The sequence below is a fragment of the Mixta theicola genome (assembly GCF_002895925.1).
GTDB classification, from domain to species: Bacteria; Pseudomonadota; Gammaproteobacteria; order Enterobacterales; family Enterobacteriaceae; genus Mixta; species Mixta theicola.
The window spans coordinates 1-17,228 of sequence record NZ_NWUO01000024.1 but is presented as its reverse complement, the minus strand read 5'-3'; the positions used below and the strand labels follow the sequence as shown (position 1 = coordinate 17,228).

The following is a 17,228-nucleotide window of genomic DNA, read 5'->3' as shown; positions in this document are numbered from 1 at the left end:
CGGCAGGGTTTTTTTATGGGTTCAGACAGGATAGAAGGATATAAAACAGATTTCCACCAGGGTTAATCACTGATCTTATTTGATAAGATACGATTCGAACGCAGGCTCATCGAGAAAAGCAAGCTCTACTTCATTGTTACGCTTATAAATATATGCGGTAGTGCTTCTGTCTGGCGAAGCCCACATCTTCCCGTGTATTGGATTAATAGCCGGACGATAGCCTAATGCCAGCAGATAGTGCTCCAGCCGCGTGGTCTCCGTTGCCCCTTTAAACTTTATTGCTCCCACATAAGGTGAGGGGCCGTCCCGCAGATGATATTCAATGATGTAATCCTTAGTGATGCGCGGCGCGCACTTTATTTCATCCTGTGTCAGCAGATGATATTGCAGCCAGTCCTGCTCGGTGTATTGGGCTTCGGTAGTCCACCAGATCGGCACGATAAAATAGCCAGCAATCAATACCTGCAGCACCAGCAGACCGGCGATAATGGTCGCTATCCTATGGAGTTCTTTTAACATCAAATGTTCTCGGCTGGGTAAATACGTTTATCTGAGTGCCGTTATCCGTCACTATCTCAGCGATACCTGATGCAAAATTAGTAAAGGGTTCTACCGACATCATAAAGTTAGGAAGCTGTCCATACTGCGGCACGGCATGACGATTTTTTTGCGGATCGGGAAACAGCAGGGGTTTAAACAATTTATTCTTATAGTTTCCCGGCGGGCCATAGTGGTCCCAGCGCGCTAACGCCTCGGCTTTGCTAATCAGCAGGAGGAAGGGAAAATAATTATTAGGTCTTATTGCCCGATAAAAGCCAAAAAGGTCGGATACTAAATCTTCTGCGCTAAAGCCGCTGTCGGTTCTCCAGCTGAAAGGGATGGAAGCCTGTAGCGCTTCAAAGCGCATAGCGGTAGACATCATCATTGCCAGCGCAATGCTATGCCGCTGCGGCAAGCTTCGGCCGCGTTTTATGCGCCATGTACAGTGTTTGCCAATACCTATCCGCCTGGTGGAATCTTTATACATAGTTTGTCCGTACGACACCGTATAATAATCGCTTTGACCGTGCTCACCGATGTCCATTTTGTATAAAAGTTGAAGTATATCCATGCCTCTGGCATGGCCTAAATCTATCCAGCCAAGAATTTCGGAATATACCAGGCCATTATCTGATACAGGTGCGCACTGTCCATCAATGACGCTATTGCGATTAGCCATTTTCTCTCCCTGTCGGCATTTCTCCTTTGCTCACTTTATCCGCATTTTTTCCAGAAAAAATTAGCGAAATTGGTAATAACAGCGGAAAAATAAGTAAAGAGTGAGCGCATCATGGCGAGGCAGGCAGCCTGGACCAACTGATTAAGCAGGTAGCGAAGCAACAGTGCGAATAGTCATAAAGAATACGCATACAATCGGCTATTATCCTGCTGCAAAGCCCAGCCAGGTTAACTGCTAAACTTTGCCGACGCCGGGCGCGGGCATTAAACGCGCTTTTATATTTGTTTACTGCATATAAAGGGACCCAGGCATGAACCTATCTGGCAAGGCTCTGCTGCTATCAGTGCTGTTCGGCTGGCAGACCGTCGCGATGGCCGCCGCTGAGCCGTCGGGAGAGCCGGTACAGCGCTTTTTTAAAGGGTGGCAGGTCACCTGCAACAACCTCAACGACTGCGACATCCGTAACGTGGATGAAAATATGCGCATCGTTATTCGTCACCAGGCGGGGCCCACAGGTACAGCCACGCTGGATATTATGAGCTTTGATGCCTCGAAAGCGGAGGGCGTCTGGCTGGATGAAAAACGCTGGGATCACGCCATAACACTGTCAGATGCCGACGCGAATAATGATTATGCCAGTGCACACAGCGACAGCTTAAGCGATATTCAGGCGCTGGTGGCGACGGCTAAAAATGCCACGACCGTTTCCCTGACGTCCGATAACGAGATTACCGGCTCCTTAAGCGGCCTGAATGCGGCGCTGCTGTTTGTGGATGAGCGTCAGGGGCGTCTTGGTAATCAAACGGCGCTGTTTAAAACCGGCAGTGGGCTGGCCGCCAGCGTACCGCCGCGCGCCACTGTCGCCCCGTCGCTGCCGCCAGTACCGCCCGTTGTGCCGCTGGATAATGCCCAGGCGCTGCTTAAAAAAGTTATCGCCAGCCAGCAGCCGGTGCTAGAGCAGGAAGAGTGCGAACCCGCTGAAGAAGATATTGCACGCAGCGAGGCGCAACCGCTGGATGCGCAGCATGCTTTGGTAATGATTAACTGCGGCATGGGGGCTTATCAGTCCTCCAGCTTGTTGTTTATTACGCCGCGCGCCGCGCCTGAAAAGGCGCAGCAGCTGGTGCTGCCGTTACCGTTGCACAATGATGAAGACAAGCCTGATAGCATAAGCTGGTTCACCGAGGCCAGCTACGATCCGCAAAGCGGACAACTGTTCCAGGCAGCGCGTGGTCGCGGCATTGCCGACTGTGGTGAAAGCGCAACCTGGCGTTATGACGGCAGCATGTTCCATTTGATGAGCTATAACAGTCAGCCTGGCTGCGATGGTGGCGAACCGGGAGACTGGCCTTCAGTATGGGCGACGCCAGGCTATACAGATAATGAAAACAGCAGGTAGCTGCCGCGCCTAATCGCCTGTTGTGGAAGGGCAGGGTCAGCAGAGTGAATAAAAGGCTGACCCTGGTCAGTGCGTTATTGCCTGACGTAACGACTGTAAATCGTACCGCAGATAAGGCAAAGCGCACCTGTTCAGCTGTGGATAACGGCTTTTAAAAAAAATCTGCAACGTTACTTCTGTTACCCTTTATTGCGGCGTACGTCCCAGCCAGCTATCCCAGTCTTTCCATACCGGTTGTAATCCCGCCTGCGTGAGCGCAGCCGCGACTTCCTGCGGCGTGCGGTGATCGTCTGGCGAAAACTGTTCCAGCTGCGGATTATTTTCGGCATAGCCGCCGGGCTGCGTTTTGGAAAAAGCGCTAATGCTGTTAATCGCCAGCGGCACGACGCGATCGCGAAACGCAGGCGATTCACGCGTTGACAGGGATAGCTCTGTTTCCGGCGCAAACAGGCGGAAAGCGCAAATGGTTTGCACCAGCTGGGCTTCACTCATGATTGATGCGGGTTCAATGCCGCCAGCACAGGGGCGCAGGCGCGGGAAGGAGACGGAATAGCGGCTCTGCCAGTAAGTTTGCTGTAACCATAGCAGATGCTCCGCCAGCATAAAACAGTCCGTACGCCAGCTGTCGGAAAGGCCGATCAGCGCACCGAGGCCGATCTTATCGATCCCGGCGCGGCCCAGGCGATCCGGCGTTTCCAGCCGAAAGAAAAAGTCCTGCTTATTTCCTTTCAGATGGTGCTGCTGATAAATTTTCGGCTGGTAGGTTTCCTGATAAACCAGCACGCCGTCCAGTCCGATACGCTTTAATCCCACATATTCCGCTTCCGACAGCGGCTGCACCTCCATCATCAGCGAACTAAAATGCTGCCGGATCTTAGGCAGATGCTGGTGGAAGTACTCAATCCCAACTTTTGTCTGATGTTCGCCGGTGACCAACAGCAGGTGATCAAAGCCCATCGCGCGGATCGCCTGGCATTCGCGCTCGATCTCTTCTGCATCGAGCGTTTTGCGCTTAATGCGGTTGCTCATAGAGAAACCGCAGTAGGTACAGTCGTTAGCGCACAGATTCGAAAGGTAAAGCGGCACGTAAAAACTTACCGTATTGCCGAAGCGCTGACGCGTCAGGCGCTGAGCCTTCTGCGCCATCGGTTCAAGAAAAGCCGCCGCCGCCGGAGAGAGCAATGCCATAAGATCTTCACGATCCGGACGAGATGCGTTAAGCGCCTGCAGCACATCGGCGGCGGTTTTGCTGTGGATACGCAGACGAATGTCATCCCAGTCCAGCTGCCGCCAGCGTTCGATAAAGTCTTTCATCAGGCATCCTCCGACTGGCTGAGAAAAGCGGTGAGCGGGCTGGACGGCGCCGCCTGCAGCTGGCTGGCGCCGAGGCCGCTATGGTGGGCGATGCGGCCCGCTTCAACGGCAAGGCGAAATGCCCGCGCCATTTCTACTGGGCGCCGGGCGACGGCAATCGCCGTATTCACCAATACCGCGTCCGCGCCCATTTCCAGCGCTTCGCTGGCGTGACTGGGCGCGCCGATACCGGCATCAATCACTACCGGCACTTTCGCCTGTTCAATGATAATGGCCAGCAGATCGCGGGTTTTTAACCCCTGATTGCTGCCGATGGGCGCACCCAGCGGCATAACGGCGGCGCATCCCGCCTCTTCCAGCCGTTTGCATAACACCGGATCGGCGCTGCAATAGGGCAGCACGGTAAAGCCTTCTCTGACCAGCTGCTGTGCCGCCTTCAGCGTTTCAACCGCATCCGGCAGCAGATAACGCGCATCGGGATGGATTTCCAGCTTCAGCCAGTGGGTGCCAAGCGCTTCACGCGCCAGACGGGCGGCAAATATTGCTTCCTCTGCCGTTTTTGCCCCGGACGTATTTGGTAACAGCTGTACGCCCAGCGCCTGCAGCGGCGCAAGAATGCCATCATTGCCGCCGCGTAAGTCGAGACGTTTCATCGCCATAGTGACCAGCTGCGAGCCAGAAGCGCGAATCGCCTCAAGCATCAGCGCGGGCGTGGCGAATTTGCCGGTGCCGGTAAACAGGCGCGAAGAAAATTGTTTATCTGCTATCTGTAACATATCAGCCTCCGGCAATTGCCTGAAAAATCACCACCACATCGCCTTCGCATAATGCATGCTGTGACCAGCTGCCGTGCGGTATTATCTGCTGATTAACCGCCAGCGCGGTGCCTGCGGGCTGACAATCCAGCTTATCCAGCAGTCGATCCAGAGTGAGCGGAGCTTCCAGCGTCAGCGTTTCATCATTCACCAGGATATTCATTTACCGCCTCCGCAGACCGGGCAGTGCGGATCGGGAGCCAGAGTCAGCGTGCGCCAGGTTTGCTGACGGCCATCAAACAGACGCAGCTGTCCATCAAGCGCGGAGGGTAGGCCAGCCAGCATTTTTAGCGCCTCAAGCGCCTGTAACGTTCCGATAGTGCCAACAACCGGGCCAAGCACGCCGGCGGTACGGCAGTTACGCTGGGGTTCGCTGTTGTCTGGCCAAAGGCAGCGGTAACAGCCATGTCGCCAGGGCGGTGAGATAACCAATAGTTGCCCGCTGAAGCCAACGGCGCTTCCGCTAATCAGCGGCGTGTCAGCAGCGACGCAGGCACTATTAATCGCGTGGCGGGTTGTCATATTATCGCTACAGTCCAGCACCAGACTCACCTGTGGAACCAGCTGCCTCAGCCGCTCTTCATCCACTCTTTCCTGCAGAGCGATAATTTCTACCTGCGGATTAAGGGATTGCAGTTGATTCTGGGCCAGCTGCGCTTTCGCTTTCCCGCAGTCCGCGCTGCGATATAGAATCTGGCGCTGTAAGTTGCTGATATGCAAGGTATCGTTATCAGCCAGCAGCAGCTTGCCGACGCCAGCGGCCGCCAGCCACAGCGCGGCAGGTGAGCCAAGGCCGCCAAGGCCGACAATTAATACGCTGGCGTGCTGTAGCTTCTGTTGCCCCGTCACACCAAATTCTTCCAACAGCAGCTGGCGGCTGTAACGCAGGAAATCGCGATCGCTAATCATGACCCTCTTCTCCCGTACCGGCCAGCGCCAGCAATGCCTGGGTTGCGCCGCGCCAGTCGGCGGCCTGCGTAATAGCGCTTACCACCGCGATGCTGCCCACGCCACAGGCCAGGACTGCCGGCGCACGTTCAAGGCTAATACCGCCAATGGCCACGGTAGGCATATTTCCCAAACGTGCCAGATGGCGCTTCAGCTGTTCCAGGCCCTGTGGCGAGGAGGGCATTACTTTGGTTTGCGTCGGGAAAATATGGCCCAGCGCGATATAGGAGGGCTTAACGGCCAGCGCCCGATCGATTTCATTATCGTCATGCGTGGAAATACCGAGCCGCAGGCCAGCGCGCTGAATCGCTGCCAAATCGGCCACCGCCAGATCTTCCTGCCCCAAATGAACGCCATAGGCGTGATGTTTAATCGCCAGCTGCCAGTAATCATTAATAAACAGGCGCGCCTGGCAGGCTTTGCTCAGTGCGATAGCTTGTTGAATAATCGGCTCCACTTCGGCGGCAGGCTTGTCTTTGATGCGTAGCTGCAAGGTACGTACGCCCGCATCCAGCAGGCGCGTTATCCATTCCAGGCTATCGACAACGGCATACAGGCCAAGCCTGTGGGCGGTAGCGGGGAAAGGCTGACTCATGCTTTTTCCTCCGAATTTAGCGCATCGGTGGGATGATAGAGCTCGCCCCCACGCTGACGAAACGCCTGCGACATTTCAGCCATGCCAATCTCAACCGGCTGTGCCTCGGCCTGCTGTTTCGCTGCATAGTCGCGCACTTCCTGCGTAATTTTCATTGAGCAGAATTTCGGGCCGCACATTGAACAGAAGTGCGCCACTTTACCCGATTCCTGCGGCAGCGTTTCATCGTGGTAAGCGCGGGCGGTATGCGGATCGAGCGCGAGATTAAACTGATCTTCCCAGCGGAATTCAAAGCGGGCTTTTGACATGGCATTATCGCGGATCTGCGCGCCGGGATGGCCTTTTGCCAGATCGGCGGCGTGTGCGGCGATCTTATAGGTAATCAGGCCTTGCTTAACATCTTCTTTATTAGGCAGGCCCAGATGCTCTTTCGGTGTGACGTAGCAAAGCATCGCACAGCCGAACCAGCCAATCATCGCGGCGCCAATGCCGGAGGTGAAATGGTCATAGCCGGGCGCAATATCGGTAGTCAACGGGCCGAGCGTGTAAAAAGGCGCCTCGTGACAGTGCTCCAGCTGCTCGGTCATATTGCGTCGGATCATCTGCATAGGCACATGTCCCGGCCCTTCAATCATGACCTGAACGTCATATTCCCAGGCAATTTTGGTCAGCTCGCCCAGCGTATGCAGTTCGGCAAACTGCGCTTCATCATTGGCATCCTGAATCGAGCCGGGGCGTAGCCCATCGCCCAGCGACAGGGAAATATCATAGGCGGCGCAGATTTCGCAGATTTCGCGGAAGTGTTGATACAGGAAACTTTCCTGATGATGGGAGAGGCACCACTTGGCCATAATCGAGCCGCCGCGGGAAACGATGCCGGTCAGACGCTTCGCCGTCATCGGCACGTAGCGCAGCAGCACCCCGGCGTGGATGGTAAAATAGTCCACGCCCTGTTCCGCCTGCTCCAGCAGCGTATCGCGGAACAGTTCCCAGGTCAGGTTCTCTGCAATGCCGTTGACTTTTTCCAGCGCCTGGTAAATGGGAACTGTACCAATCGGCACCGGGCTGTTACGCAAGATCCACTCGCGTGTTTCATGGATATAACGTCCGGTAGAGAGATCCATCACGGTATCAGCACCCCAGCGGGTGGCCCAGACCAGCTTTTCTACCTCTTCTTCAATCGAGGAGCTGACGGCAGAGTTGCCGATGTTGGCATTTACCTTCACCAGAAAATTACGGCCAATAATCATCGGCTCAGCTTCGGGATGGTTGATATTGGCAGGAATAATCGCGCGGCCAGCGGCCACTTCCTGACGCACAAATTCGGGGGTAATGTTCTCCGGCAGCTGAGCGCCAAAACCGTGGCCGGGATGCTGCTGGCGCAGAACTTCGCTGCGAATACGCTCGCGGCCCATATTTTCCCGCAGGGCGATAAATTCCATTTCCGGCGTGATCACTCCCTGACGGGCATAGTGCAGCTGAGTGACGCGGCGGCCTGTTTGCGCGCGGCGCGGGCGCGGCAGGTTATCAAAGCGCAAATGATCGAGCCCTTCATCTTTCAGGCGCAGCTGGCTATAGCTGGAGCTAAGCTGCGTCTGCTCGGTATCAGCGCGTTGTTCAATCCAGACGCTGCGCAGGCGCGGCAGCCCCTGATGCACATCGATTGTCGCTTCGGGATCGCCGTACGGGCCCGCCGTATCGTAAACCGGCACCGGCTCGTTGGCTTCATAGACCGGCGAGGTTTTATCGCCGCCGGTTAGCGTCGGGCTAAGCTGGATTTCCCGCATTGGCACGCGAATATCGGGGCGACTGCCGTCGATCCAGATTCGCTTTGAGTTGGGAAACGCGGTTCCCTGTAGAGAAGCAATAAATTGTTGCGCCTGGGCGCGCTGTTCACGACGGTTAGGTTTATCAGACATAGCAATCTCCGGAATAAGGAATGTTGCTTGTCCGGAGTTCGGCAGGAGTAACAGCACGCAGCCAGCAGCCGCTGACGACGTAAAAGATGTGTACTCTTGTTCCCTTCGCAGGTACTAACCTGATCAGGTTCCGCGGATCCCGAATTAACGGTCTCAGCCTAAAAGGCACTCCGACAAGAAGAAAAACGCGCTGCAGACGGGCTGCAAGCGGCACCTTACGCGCGTTATGCTGCGGCAAGGTCATAAAAAAGCCCCTTCAGCATAAAGAGGCGTTGGCAAAACTACAAGGAATTATATACCCGTCATACTTCACGCTGCCGGTACGTTGGCTTTCCTCGCTCACCCCAGTCACTTACTGCTGTAAGCTCCTGGGGATTTACTGCGTCGCCGCCTGCCTGCAACGCGAATCATTTAGGGTAGAAAAAACTGTTAACGATTACGCCGGGCGGGCTATCGCCTGATCGTTAGCCGCAGCCAGCGCAGCTAAATTGTTCTCAAAGGCCAGCTGGATCAGCGTATCTTCCAGCGTAAAGCGCGCTTCCAGCGCTTCGCCCACTTCAGACAGCGCCTGCTGAAATTCCAGACAATTATCCTGATCGATAGCCGCTTCCAGATGGGTATCATAAAGCTGCATGATTTTTTCGGTATTGCCCTGCAGCGCGGGATAGATTTGTGCCGCTATCAGCAACGGGCTGTCGCCGGTCATCTCTTCAATAATACGTTCATAAACGTTGAAATGGCCGGTAGAAAGATAATCCACCAGGTTCTGACAAAAATTGTCGAGCGCCTTGTCATCCAGGGCGGTCAAAGACTCTTTATTCGGTTTGATACCAACAACCTGATAATAAGCAATCAACAGTTGCCTGCGCGCATTGAGCCAAAAGTCTACCAGTTCATTACTGCCACCTACGCGCTCGGTCAGAACGTCTAACTGGTTAAGCATATCTGTCTCCGTGAGTTATAGTCTTACCGCTATATACTTAACATCAGTACGAAGGCTGTGTCCCGTAACCGTTCCACTTTTAAGAATAATTACGGCCCCAGTCACAAAAGCGCTGAAGCAAAGGATAACCCTTTTATGGAATGTGAGATCAAAAGCGTAGATGCGGGCTGGTGGGTTGTCAGCCATGAACAGAAAATTTGGTTGCCGAAGGGTGAATTACCGCACGGTACGGCAGAAAACATTGGCCTGGTTGGATCGCAGGGCGCGATCATCGGCGAATGGCAGGGCGAGCCGGTATGGCTGATCCGCGAGGATCGCAGCGATGGCATGGGATCGGTACGGCAAATCATCGATATTGATAGCGGGCTGTTTCAGCTGGCCGGCCGTGGCGTACAACTGGCTGAATTTATCCGCTCGCATCGCTATTGCGGCTATTGCGGCCATGAAATGTATCTCAGCAACCGTGAAAACGCCTGTCTCTGCGGCCATTGCCGTCAGCGTTACTATCCGCAGATCGCTCCCTGCATTATTGTCGCCATCCGGTGTGACGATAAAATTTTACTGGCGCAGCATGCCCGCCATCGCAACAGCATCTATACCGTGCTGGCGGGATTCGTTGAGGTTGGCGAAACGCTGGAGCAGGCGGTGGCGCGCGAAGTCATGGAAGAGAGCAGCGTACGGGTAAAAAATCTGCGCTACGTAAGTTCTCAGCCATGGCCTTTTCCCCATTCGCTGATGATGGCGTTTATGGCGGAATATGATAGCGGCGAACTGCAAATTGATAATAACGAGCTGATCGATGCCGGCTGGTTTCGTTATGACGCTCTACCACAGCTGCCGCCGGCTGGCACCGTCGCCCGTCGCCTGATTGAGGATACGGTAGCGCTGTGTCGCGCGGCGGATGAGTAGGGCTGGCACTGGATCGTCGCACCGCGGCAAACTTGCTTAACCGGTGATAATAACTGCTACACTAGGCGCCTGTATTTGAGAGAGCCTTATGATGAGCGAATTAAAGAACGATCGTTACCTGCGTGCCCTGTTACGCCAGCCGGTAGATGTGACGCCGGTATGGATGATGCGTCAGGCTGGACGCTATCTGCCGGAATACAAAGCCACGCGCGCGCAGGCTGGCGATTTTATGTCGCTGTGCAAGAATGCCGAGCTGGCCTGTGAAGTGACACTGCAGCCGCTGCGTCGCTATCCTCTGGATGCGGCGATTCTCTTTTCTGACATCTTAACCATTCCGGATGCGATGGGATTAGGGCTGTTTTTTGAAGCTGGCGAAGGCCCGCGCTTTTCATCCCCGATTACCTGTCGTGCCGATGTGGATAAACTGCCGGTGCCCGATCCGGAACAGGAACTGGGCTATGTGATGAATGCGGTACGCACCATCCGCAAAAATTTGCAGGGCGCAGTGCCGCTGATTGGCTTCTCCGGCAGCCCGTGGACGCTGGCAACCTATATGGTGGAAGGCGGCAGCAGCAAAGCCTTTACCAAAATTAAAAAAATGATGTATGCCGAACCGGCAACGCTGCATGCCATGCTGGATAAGCTGGCGGATAGCGTCACGCTCTATCTTAATGCGCAGATTCGTGCTGGCGCGCAGTCGGTGATGATTTTTGATTCCTGGGGCGGCGTGTTGACCGGGGCTGATTATCAGGAATTTTCGCTGCGCTACATGCATAAGATTGTTGACGGCCTGATCCGTGAAAACGAGGGACGTCGCGTGCCGGTGACCCTGTTTACCAAGGGCGGCGGTCAATGGCTGGAAGCGATGGCCGCCACCGGCTGTGATGCGCTGGGACTGGACTGGACCATTGATATTGCCGACGCGCGTCGTCGCGTAGGGAATAAAGTCGCGCTGCAGGGCAATATGGATCCGTCTATGCTTTATGCATCGCCTGCGCGTATTGAGCAGGAAGTGGCGACTATCCTTGCTGGGTTTGGCGAGGGTAACGGGCACGTATTTAATTTAGGACATGGCATCCATCAGGATGTGCCGCCTGAACATGCAGGCGCATTTGTGGAGGCGGTACATCGGCTGTCACGTCCTTATCACAAGGAGTAGATATGGATATACAGGCATTACGAGCCGAACAGCTACAGCGCGCCGCGGAAGTGGTGCGTCATGATGATTTCGATGTGATGCCGCCGCGCCTGATTGGCGGCGCGGACGTTGGGTTCGAACAGGGCGGCGACGTAACGCGCGCTGCCATGATCATACTGGAATATCCTTCGCTAAAGCTTATCGAATATAAGGTGGCGCGCATCGCCACCATCATGCCTTATATCCCAGGCTTCCTTTCTTTCCGTGAATATCCTGCGCTGCTGGCAGCATGGGAGCTGCTGGAGCAGAAACCCGATCTGCTGTTTGTTGATGGTCATGGCATTTCTCATCCACGGCGGCTTGGCGTAGCCAGTCACTTTGGCATGCTGGTGGATGTACCGACTATCGGGGTGGCAAAACGCCGTCTGTGCGGGCGCTTTGAGCCGCTGGATGAGGAGCCGGGCTCGCAGCAGCCGCTGATGGATAAAGGCGAGAAGATCGGCTGGGTTTGGCGCAGTAAAAAACGCTGTAACCCGCTGTTTGTTTCGACCGGCCATCGCGTAAGCATCGATACCGCATTGCAGTGGGTGCAAAACTGTATGGCTGGCTACCGTCTGCCGGAGCCGACGCGCTGGGCTGACGCGGTGGCATCAGAACGTACGGCCTTTCTACGCTGGCAGGAGGGTTAGCCGTGCCGGAAGGTTTCTTTTGCGCTACACTGCCGCCAGAATGATGCTAAAGAGACCTTATCATGTTACGTAACCCCATCCATCTGCGCCTCGAAAAGCTGGAAAGCTGGCAGCACGTCACCTTTATGGCCTGCCTGTGCGAGCGCCTCTATCCTAACTACTGGGCTTTTTGTCAGCAGACGCAGTTTGCTGATGCGCAGCTTTATCGACGTATTCTCGATCTGATTTGGGAATCTCTGACGGTTAAGGATGCCAAAATCAATTTCGACAGCCAGCTGGAAAAGCTGGAAGAGGCGATTCCGCTGGCAGACGATTTCGATGTTTATGGTGTTTATCCTGCGATTGATGCCTGCGTCGCGTTAAGCGAACTGGTGCATTCGCGTCTGAGTGGCGAAACGCTGGAACATGCTATTGAAGTTAGCGAGACCTCTATCACCACGGTTGCGATGCTGGAAATGACCCAGGCCGGCCGCGAAATGACCGATGAAGAACTGGGCGCGCTACCGGCGATTGAAGAAGAATGGGACGAGCAGTGGGAGATTTTTCGCCTGCTGGCAGCCTGCGAAGAGCGGGACCTGGATTTGATAAAAGGGCTGCGTTCTGACCTGCGGGAAGCGGCGATAAGTAACATTGGTATAAAAATAGAGCAATAACGCGATAAAACGTGACTTCACGCCTGAATTGTCGTGCCTAAAGGCTTCACATCCGCCCCCTGTCTGGTCTACATTTGGGGGGCTGAAAAATGTGGCTATCGGTGCGTGCAGGCTGAAGAGTGTCAGAATCTGGCTATTCCCTCGCACTCGATGCTTAGCAAGCGATAAATACACTGTAAGGATAACTTATGAACAAGACTCAACTGATTGATGTAATTGCAGAGAAAGCGGATCTCTCCAAGTCCCAGGCTAAAGCTGCGCTGGAATCCACCCTGGCTGCAATTACCGAGTCTCTGAAAGATGGTGATGCTGTACAACTGGTTGGTTTTGGTACTTTTAAAGTTAACCACCGTGCTGAGCGCACTGGCCGCAACCCGCAGACCGGCAATGAAATCAAAATTGCTGCTGCTAACGTACCGGCATTCGTATCTGGTAAAGCACTGAAAGACGCCGTTAAGTAATCGCGTTGCAGTGAAAGGTTTAACGAGGGCGGCAATTATTGTCGCCCTTTCGTTTTTATGTCGTCTGTTGCGATCACGGAGCATCATGAAGCGGCTATTCGCACTTCTGACGTTACTGCTGGCAGGATGTAGTTCGCCGCCATCGCTGCCCGACTTTACTGCCAGCGGCTATCTGGCCGATCGCGGCGCGGTGCGCATCTGGCGTAAGAATCATCAGCATAGCGTGCATATGCTGGTGGTTTTTAAACCGTTTCAGAACGGCGCCACCGTCTTTACGCGCTATGGCTGGCTGGATGGCAATCTTACCAGCATTGAACGCCATCCTGACGGCGCACAGCCGGATAATGTGACGTTGCGTTTTGATGGCGATGGCGGCCTGAACTTTATGCAACGACAGCTGGCGGGACGACGTGAGGCGGTCAGTGAACAAACCATCGAACTGTATAAGTTTGATGCGCAGCGAATGTTGAAAATCAGCGATGCGCTGCTGGCCGGGCATGTGCTCTTGAAACAGGGACGCTGGCAGGGCAACGACGTGCTGCAAACCTGCCAGGGCGAGCAGATCAAGCCAGCGCTGGATAAAAGTGAATGGCAAAGAATAGAACAGCTTCAGCATCAGACGGGATCCGCAGTCAGCGTCGCCTGGCTGGAGGCGCCTGCGGGCACGCAGCTGCTGGACGTTTCAACGCAAGATGATTGCCAGTGGGAGCCGCAGGAAGCCGACTTCTAGCGTGGCGTGAAGGGCGGCCCCGCCGGAATGGCGGAACCGCAGCGGAGACTATTTACGTTCGATGGCGCGATAGCCAATATCGCGGCGGCAGAAACTGCCATCCCATGAAACAGGCGTTGCCAGCTCATAGGCGCGACGCTGTGCCGCAGCGACATCGGCGCCAAGCGCCGTTACGCAAAGTACGCGTCCGCCGTTGGTCATTACCCGATCATCCTCCAGGCGGGTTCCGGCATGGAATATTTTGCCATCCGTCACTTCCTCCAGCGGCAGGCCATGAATCACATCGCCGGTGCGGTAGTCGCCAGGATAGCCGCCAGCCGCCAACACTACGCCCAACGCCGGACGCTCATCCCATCGCGACTCTTTTTCATCCAGCCTGCCTTCGCAGGCCGCCAGACAAAGCTCAACCAGGTCTGACTGCAGACGCAGCATAATCGGCTGCGTTTCTGGATCGCCAAAGCGGCAGTTAAATTCGATAACTTTCGGCTGACCATCCTGGTCAATCATCAGCCCGGCATACAGGAAACCGGTATAGATGTTGCCTTCTGTAGCCATGCCGCGCACCGTTGGCCAGATAACCTCATCCATTACGCGCTGGTGGATTTCTGCCGTGACGACCGGAGCAGGGGAATAAGCGCCCATACCGCCGGTATTTGGACCGGTATCGCCATCGCCCACGCGTTTATGATCCTGACTGGTCGCCATTGGCAATACATGCTCGCCATCCACCATCACGATAAAGCTGGCCTCTTCGCCATCAAGAAATTCTTCCACTACGATACGGTGCCCGGCATCGCCAAAGGCATTGCCCGCCAGCATATCGCGTACTGCGGCTTCGGCCTCTTCCAGCGTCATGGCGACGATAACGCCTTTACCGGCCGCCAGCCCGTCCGCCTTAATGACGATCGGGGCGCCTTTGGCGTGTACATACTGCAGCGCCAGCTCAACGTCGGTAAAGTTGCGGTATTCCGCCGTGGGAATATGGTGACGGGCCAGGAAATCCTTGGTAAAAGCCTTAGAGCCTTCCAGCTGGGCGGCAGCTTTCGTTGGGCCAAAGATTTTCAGACCCGCTTTACGGAAGGCATCGACCACGCCTTTTACCAGCGGCGCTTCGGGACCGACGATGGTTAAATCAATTTTTTCACTCTGCGCGAAGGCCAGCAAAGCCGGAATATCGGTTGCCGCAATATCCACGTTTTGCAGCGCAGGCTCCAGAGCGGTGCCCGCATTGCCCGGCGCGACAAAGACGCGGTCTGCCAGGGGAGACTGGGCCGTTTTCCATGCCAGCGCATGTTCGCGGCCGCCGTTACCAATGATTAAGATATTCATTTATGTCTCTCCAGGCGATTAATGGCGGAAATGTCGCATATCGGTAAAGATCATCGCAATGCCGTGTTCGTCTGCGGCGGCAATCACTTCATCATCGCGAATGGAGCCGCCCGGCTGGATAACGCAGCTGACGCCAACGGCGGCGGCGGCATCGATGCCATCACGGAACGGGAAGAAAGCATCGGAGGCCATAGCGGAACCTTTCACTGCCAGCCCTTCATCACCGGCTTTAATACCGGCGATTTTAGCGGAATAGACGCGGCTCATCTGACCGGCGCCAATGCCGATGGTCATATTATCGCGCGCATAAACGATGGCGTTGGATTTAACAAACTTAGCGACTTTCCAGCAGAACAGCGCATCACGCAGCTCCTGTTCCGTAGGCTGACGCTTAGACACCACGCGCAGCTGGCTGCGGTCCACCATGCCCAAATCGCGATCCTGTACCAGCAGGCCGCCGTTAACGCGCTTGAAATCCAGACCGCCGACGCGCTGCTGCCAGGCGCCGCAGGTCAGCACGCGAACGTTCTGTTTTGCCGCGGTGATTTGCAGCGCCGCGTCGCTGACGGAAGGCGCAATAATTACTTCAACAAACTGACGGCTAATAATCGCCTGGGCGGTGGCTTCATCCAGTTCGCGGTTAAACGCGATAATGCCGCCGAAGGCAGAGGTAGGATCGGTTTTAAACGCGCGCTCATAGGCTTCCAGCAGAGAGTCGCTGACCGCCACGCCGCAAGGATTGGCATGCTTAACGATAACGCAGGCGGGCTCGTTAAATTCTTTAACGCACTCCAGCGCGGCATCGGTATCGGCAATATTATTGTAAGAAAGCGCTTTGCCCTGCAGCTGCCGGGCAGTAGCGACGGAAGCTTCCTTAATTTCTTCTTCAATATAGAAAGCAGCCTGCTGGTGGCTGTTCTCGCCGTAGCGCATATCCTGCTTTTTGATGAAGTTCAGATTTAATGTGCGTGGGAAACGGCCTGAAGGCGTGCTGGTCTCGCCATGATAGGCTGGCACCAGGCTACCGAAGTAGTTAGCGATCATGCTGTCATAGGCGGCGGTATGTTCAAATGCCTTGATAGCGAGATCGAAGCGGGTCGCAAAGGTTAATGCATTTTCGTTAGCGTCCAGCTCGGCAACAATCGCCTGATAGTCACTGCTTTTGACTACGATCGCCACATCCTTATGGTTCTTCGCCGCCGAGCGCACCATGGTCGGGCCGCCAATATCAATATTTTCTACCGCCTCTTCCAGCGTACAGCCTTCGCGCGCGACGGTCTGAGCAAAGGGGTAAAGATTAACGACAACCATATCAATCGGATCGATCTGATGTTGGCTCATAATCTCATCATCCTGACCGCGACGTCCAAGAATGCCGCCGTGTACTTTCGGATGCAGGGTTTTAACGCGTCCGTCCATCATTTCCGGGAAGCCGGTGTAGTCAGAGACTTCTGTTACCGGCAGGCCAGCATCAGCCAGCAGGCGAGCAGTACCGCCAGTGGAGAGTAGCTCTACGCCTCTTTGAGCAAGAGCCTGAGCGAATTCGACGATACCGGCTTTATCAGACACGCTGAGCAGAGCGCGGCGTACAGGACGACGTTGTTGCATGGTGGTTTTATCCCTTGGCTTTGGTTCGCAAGTAAAGAGCGTTACATCAAGCTTAACAGGCATTCTGTAAAGGTAAGCTTCAGGTAACGCCCCATCAGGGGCATTATTAACGTCGGCTGGCATTGTAGCGAAAACGTTTGCGCGATGCTCGCTTAAATTAAAATCCCCGCGCTGTGTGCATAATTCTGTGGATAACTGCGTATAACCAGCGCTTTTGCTGAGGATTGCAGCAAACAGTCATTTTTTTGCAATTTAGCGGTTGCAGGCTGCCGAGAACTCCCTATAATGCGCCTCCATCGACACGGCACAACGGCTTACGCCACGCGGTGTTGAGCGGTTCAGCAAAGACTGAATCGCCGGAGAAAAACTTCTGAAAAAGAGGTTGACTCTGAAAGAGGAAAGCGTAATATACGCCACCTCGCGACAACGGCACAACACGCCGGTCGCACCGCTCTTTAACAATTTATCAGACAATCTGTGTGGGCACTCACGGACGGGATATCGCAAAACTAATTGCAGTATCAAGTCTCAGAGTGAACACGTAATTCATTACGACGTT

At 54.9% G+C, this 17,228-nt stretch carries 18 protein-coding genes and 1 riboswitch; of the genes, 7 read left to right on the top strand and 11 right to left on the bottom strand.

The window, feature by feature from the left end; all coding sequences use genetic code 11:
- Positions 1 to 75 precede the first annotated feature (75 nt).
- Together COO59_RS19570 and COO59_RS19565 are read right to left on the bottom strand one after the other, a co-directional pair.
- Entirely contained in the window at positions 76 to 519 is a 444-nt protein-coding gene (locus COO59_RS19570) for a hypothetical protein (RefSeq protein WP_103061361.1), read from the bottom strand.
- Positions 500 to 1,219 carry a hypothetical protein gene (locus tag COO59_RS19565; protein ID WP_103061360.1) on the bottom strand — a complete coding sequence of 240 codons (720 nt, stop codon included), beginning with the start codon at positions 1,217 to 1,219 and terminating at the stop codon, positions 500 to 502. The genes COO59_RS19570 and COO59_RS19565 overlap by 20 nt, the downstream gene beginning before the upstream one ends.
- Positions 1,220 to 1,529: 310 nt before the next feature.
- Here COO59_RS19565 and COO59_RS19560 point away from each other — a divergent pair, with 310 nt between their 5' ends.
- Complete coding sequence (locus tag COO59_RS19560) at positions 1,530 to 2,618, top strand: DUF1176 domain-containing protein (protein WP_103061359.1); 1,089 nt, start codon at positions 1,530 to 1,532, stop codon at positions 2,616 to 2,618.
- A 186-nt stretch (positions 2,619 to 2,804) separates the two neighbouring features.
- On the opposite strand, the gene thiH is transcribed toward COO59_RS19560, so the two are convergent.
- The 7 genes from thiH to rsd all read right to left on the bottom strand — a co-directional run bounded on the left by thiH (position 2,805) and on the right by rsd (position 9,152).
- Positions 2,805 to 3,932: a 2-iminoacetate synthase ThiH gene (gene thiH / locus COO59_RS19555; protein ID WP_103061358.1), complete on the bottom strand. Its 1,128-nt coding sequence runs from the start codon at positions 3,930 to 3,932 to the stop codon at positions 2,805 to 2,807.
- Positions 3,932 to 4,708 (bottom strand): thiazole synthase, encoded by a 777-nt coding sequence (locus COO59_RS19550; RefSeq protein WP_103061357.1) that lies wholly within the window; start codon positions 4,706 to 4,708, stop codon positions 3,932 to 3,934. The genes thiH and COO59_RS19550 overlap by 1 nt, the downstream gene beginning before the upstream one ends.
- 1 nt (position 4,709) lies before the next feature.
- Positions 4,710 to 4,910, bottom strand: coding sequence for a sulfur carrier protein ThiS (thiS, locus tag COO59_RS19545; RefSeq protein WP_103061356.1), 201 nt, complete (start codon positions 4,908 to 4,910; stop codon positions 4,710 to 4,712).
- Complete coding sequence (locus tag COO59_RS19540; protein WP_103061355.1) at positions 4,907 to 5,656, bottom strand: HesA/MoeB/ThiF family protein; 750 nt, start codon at positions 5,654 to 5,656, stop codon at positions 4,907 to 4,909. Before COO59_RS19540 ends, thiS begins: the two co-directional genes overlap by 4 nt.
- A complete protein-coding gene (gene thiE / locus COO59_RS19535; RefSeq protein ID WP_103061354.1) occupies positions 5,649 to 6,290 on the bottom strand; it encodes a thiamine phosphate synthase in 642 nt (213 codons plus the stop codon). Before thiE ends, COO59_RS19540 begins: the two co-directional genes overlap by 8 nt.
- Entirely contained in the window at positions 6,287 to 8,209 is a 1,923-nt protein-coding gene (thiC, locus tag COO59_RS19530; protein WP_103061353.1) for a phosphomethylpyrimidine synthase ThiC, read from the bottom strand. Before thiC ends, thiE begins: the two co-directional genes overlap by 4 nt.
- Before the next feature lie 83 nt (positions 8,210 to 8,292).
- Positions 8,293 to 8,392: riboswitch (TPP riboswitch) on the bottom strand.
- Between the two features lie 253 nt (positions 8,393 to 8,645).
- Complete coding sequence (gene rsd / locus COO59_RS19525; protein WP_103061352.1) at positions 8,646 to 9,152, bottom strand: sigma D regulator; 507 nt, start codon at positions 9,150 to 9,152, stop codon at positions 8,646 to 8,648.
- Between the two features lie 135 nt (positions 9,153 to 9,287).
- Here rsd and nudC point away from each other — a divergent pair, with 135 nt between their 5' ends.
- From nudC to COO59_RS19495, 6 genes are all read left to right on the top strand, one after another.
- Positions 9,288 to 10,061: an NAD(+) diphosphatase gene (gene nudC, locus COO59_RS19520; RefSeq protein WP_103061351.1), complete on the top strand. Its 774-nt coding sequence runs from the start codon at positions 9,288 to 9,290 to the stop codon at positions 10,059 to 10,061.
- Positions 10,062 to 10,152: 91 nt separating this feature from the next.
- The gene (gene hemE / locus COO59_RS19515; RefSeq protein ID WP_103061368.1) at positions 10,153 to 11,220 is read left to right on the top strand and encodes a uroporphyrinogen decarboxylase; all 1,068 of its coding nucleotides are present in this window, start codon (positions 10,153 to 10,155) and stop codon (positions 11,218 to 11,220) included.
- A 2-nt stretch (positions 11,221 to 11,222) separates the two neighbouring features.
- Complete coding sequence (gene nfi, locus COO59_RS19510; protein WP_103061350.1) at positions 11,223 to 11,888, top strand: deoxyribonuclease V; 666 nt, start codon at positions 11,223 to 11,225, stop codon at positions 11,886 to 11,888.
- Between the two features lie 62 nt (positions 11,889 to 11,950).
- The gene (locus COO59_RS19505; protein ID WP_103061349.1) at positions 11,951 to 12,541 is read left to right on the top strand and encodes a YjaG family protein; all 591 of its coding nucleotides are present in this window, start codon (positions 11,951 to 11,953) and stop codon (positions 12,539 to 12,541) included.
- Between the two features lie 188 nt (positions 12,542 to 12,729).
- Positions 12,730 to 13,002: a nucleoid-associated protein HU-alpha gene (hupA, locus tag COO59_RS19500; protein WP_085069581.1), complete on the top strand. Its 273-nt coding sequence runs from the start codon at positions 12,730 to 12,732 to the stop codon at positions 13,000 to 13,002.
- Between the two features lie 85 nt (positions 13,003 to 13,087).
- Positions 13,088 to 13,732, top strand: coding sequence for a DUF1481 domain-containing protein (locus COO59_RS19495; RefSeq protein WP_103061348.1), 645 nt, complete (start codon positions 13,088 to 13,090; stop codon positions 13,730 to 13,732).
- A gap of 48 nt (positions 13,733 to 13,780) precedes the next feature.
- On the opposite strand, the gene purD is transcribed toward COO59_RS19495, so the two are convergent.
- Both purD and purH read right to left on the bottom strand, forming a co-directional pair.
- Positions 13,781 to 15,061 carry a phosphoribosylamine--glycine ligase gene (gene purD / locus COO59_RS19490; RefSeq protein WP_103061347.1) on the bottom strand — a complete coding sequence of 427 codons (1,281 nt, stop codon included), beginning with the start codon at positions 15,059 to 15,061 and terminating at the stop codon, positions 13,781 to 13,783.
- Between the two features lie 18 nt (positions 15,062 to 15,079).
- Entirely contained in the window at positions 15,080 to 16,669 is a 1,590-nt protein-coding gene (purH, locus tag COO59_RS19485; RefSeq protein WP_103061346.1) for a bifunctional phosphoribosylaminoimidazolecarboxamide formyltransferase/IMP cyclohydrolase, read from the bottom strand.
- Positions 16,670 to 17,228 lie beyond the last annotated feature (559 nt).

Bases quoted from the DNA above. Each gene is read 5' to 3' on its own strand.
- COO59_RS19570 (WP_103061361.1), bottom strand. From the start codon at position 519: ATGTTAAAAGAACTCCATAGGATAGCGACCATTATCGCCGGTCTGCTG.
- COO59_RS19565 (WP_103061360.1), bottom strand. From the start codon at position 1,219: ATGGCTAATCGCAATAGCGTCATTGATGGACAGTGCGCACCTGTATCA.
- COO59_RS19560 (WP_103061359.1), top strand. From the start codon at position 1,530: ATGAACCTATCTGGCAAGGCTCTGCTGCTATCAGTGCTGTTCGGCTGG.
- thiH (WP_103061358.1), bottom strand. From the start codon at position 3,932: ATGAAAGACTTTATCGAACGCTGGCGGCAGCTGGACTGGGATGACATT.
- COO59_RS19550 (WP_103061357.1), bottom strand. From the start codon at position 4,708: ATGTTACAGATAGCAGATAAACAATTTTCTTCGCGCCTGTTTACCGGC.
- thiS (WP_103061356.1), bottom strand. From the start codon at position 4,910: ATGAATATCCTGGTGAATGATGAAACGCTGACGCTGGAAGCTCCGCTC.
- COO59_RS19540 (WP_103061355.1), bottom strand. From the start codon at position 5,656: ATGATTAGCGATCGCGATTTCCTGCGTTACAGCCGCCAGCTGCTGTTG.
- thiE (WP_103061354.1), bottom strand. From the start codon at position 6,290: ATGAGTCAGCCTTTCCCCGCTACCGCCCACAGGCTTGGCCTGTATGCC.
- thiC (WP_103061353.1), bottom strand. From the start codon at position 8,209: ATGTCTGATAAACCTAACCGTCGTGAACAGCGCGCCCAGGCGCAACAA.
- rsd (WP_103061352.1), bottom strand. From the start codon at position 9,152: ATGCTTAACCAGTTAGACGTTCTGACCGAGCGCGTAGGTGGCAGTAAT.
- nudC (WP_103061351.1), top strand. From the start codon at position 9,288: ATGGAATGTGAGATCAAAAGCGTAGATGCGGGCTGGTGGGTTGTCAGC.
- hemE (WP_103061368.1), top strand. From the start codon at position 10,153: ATGAGCGAATTAAAGAACGATCGTTACCTGCGTGCCCTGTTACGCCAG.
- nfi (WP_103061350.1), top strand. From the start codon at position 11,223: ATGGATATACAGGCATTACGAGCCGAACAGCTACAGCGCGCCGCGGAA.
- COO59_RS19505 (WP_103061349.1), top strand. From the start codon at position 11,951: ATGTTACGTAACCCCATCCATCTGCGCCTCGAAAAGCTGGAAAGCTGG.
- hupA (WP_085069581.1), top strand. From the start codon at position 12,730: ATGAACAAGACTCAACTGATTGATGTAATTGCAGAGAAAGCGGATCTC.
- COO59_RS19495 (WP_103061348.1), top strand. From the start codon at position 13,088: ATGAAGCGGCTATTCGCACTTCTGACGTTACTGCTGGCAGGATGTAGT.
- purD (WP_103061347.1), bottom strand. From the start codon at position 15,061: ATGAATATCTTAATCATTGGTAACGGCGGCCGCGAACATGCGCTGGCA.
- purH (WP_103061346.1), bottom strand. From the start codon at position 16,669: ATGCAACAACGTCGTCCTGTACGCCGCGCTCTGCTCAGCGTGTCTGAT.